Below are 1171 nucleotides of genomic sequence, written 5' to 3'. Positions count from 1 at the left end.
CACGGACTTTGTCCTGTTCATTCTGTTGGGCGATGGCCTGGAACTTGTCGGCCTGAGCCTGTTCCGCCTTCCTCGCCGCTTCGGATGCCTTCAGATTGGCGTCCAGTTGGGCCGCTCGCTGCTCGGCTTGATGCTGTAGATCACGGGAAACAGCGAGAGCCCCGCGAAAGTGCATGGCGAGCATCACCGCCGCGACCGCCAGCACGGCCAAACCTACCGACAGCCACTTGGTGAGCCGGGGGAACATTAGGACTCGGCCGGCACCGTGATGTTGTTGTCGCGCAGAATCCCTTCCAACTGGCGCACTCGGTCGCGCAGCTTGGAGGTCGTGACTTTTTCGGCCTGTAGCTCGTCCCAGATGGTCGAATACTTCTTTTCCAGCGCCTCGATGCGCCCTGCCAGCCAGTCGATCTGCTTCTGTGACGCCGCATTGATCGTGGCGTCTACCTTGAACTCGGACACCGCCGCCTGATCGGCTGCCTCGCCTACCTGACGCTTACCGCGCCCGGCGAAGTACGCGAACACGCCGCCGACAAGGAGGCCCACGTTCGTACCGATCTGTGTCCAGTCCATTAGGCCACCGCCTCAAACAGTGTTTTGTCGGCAGTGCGCCGCTTGGTCAGGCCAGCAACCCGCTGCCCGTTGTCGTGGTCCCAGCGCAAGAACTCAGCCGCAGCGCCGTCATAGTCGCCAGCGTTGAGCTTCTTCAGCAGGGTCGAGTGCATCAGGGCGTTAGCCCCGCAGTTGAAAGCGAAGTCCACCAGCGCATCGAATTGACACTGGCTGACCGGCACCTTGACCATGCCGTTCACCGCATGGACCGTGGCCGCAACATCAGCCTTCAGGAACGTATCGGCCTGCGCCTGCGTGATCGTGTCGCCCTCACGGACGCCAGCCGTATGGCCGTAGCCAATCGTCCATCTGCCGCCGCTGTCTCGGTACGCCTTAAGCCTGCACTTCTCAAAATCGCGGATCAGGTCTAGTCCGCGCTCCGAGATGTTCACTTGTCTTTCCGTGGCACGGCAGCCAAGCCGCCGGAGGGTTTGTCCACCTGACGCCAGGGACGCCCCAGCTCCGTCAGAATCTCGATCTCGCCACCCTTGTCGGCAATGCGGATGGCGATAGCGCCCACTTCCGAAGCGAACGTCTCAACGCCACCGGGAAAGATCAC

3 protein-coding genes are annotated in these 1171 nt (G+C 62.0%); all 3 read right to left on the bottom strand.

All coding sequences use genetic code 11. The features are described from left to right. A partial coding sequence (locus QQX02_RS13020; RefSeq protein WP_301143782.1) for a hypothetical protein occupies nt 1-205 on the bottom strand: 205 nt, incomplete at its 3' end. A gap of 41 nt (nt 206-246) precedes the next feature. Further along, the gene (locus QQX02_RS13015) at nt 247-573 is read right to left on the bottom strand and encodes a hypothetical protein (protein ID WP_301143781.1); all 327 of its coding nucleotides are present in this window, start codon (nt 571-573) and stop codon (nt 247-249) included. After that, nucleotides 573-1004: a lysozyme gene (locus QQX02_RS13010; RefSeq protein WP_301143780.1), complete on the bottom strand. Its 432-nt coding sequence runs from the start codon at nt 1002-1004 to the stop codon at nt 573-575. The genes QQX02_RS13015 and QQX02_RS13010 overlap by 1 nt, the downstream gene beginning before the upstream one ends. Nucleotides 1005-1171 lie beyond the last annotated feature (167 nt).

The organism is Demequina muriae, assembly GCF_030418295.1.
Classification (GTDB): Bacteria; Actinomycetota; Actinomycetes; order Actinomycetales; family Demequinaceae; genus Demequina; species Demequina muriae.
This window is presented reverse-complemented; position numbering and strand designations above follow the sequence as displayed.

What these genes read in the sequence shown, in the direction of transcription:
- QQX02_RS13015 (WP_301143781.1), bottom strand. Translation starts at nt 573, where the DNA reads ATGGACTGGACACAGATCGGTACGAACGTGGGCCTCCTTGTCGGCGGC.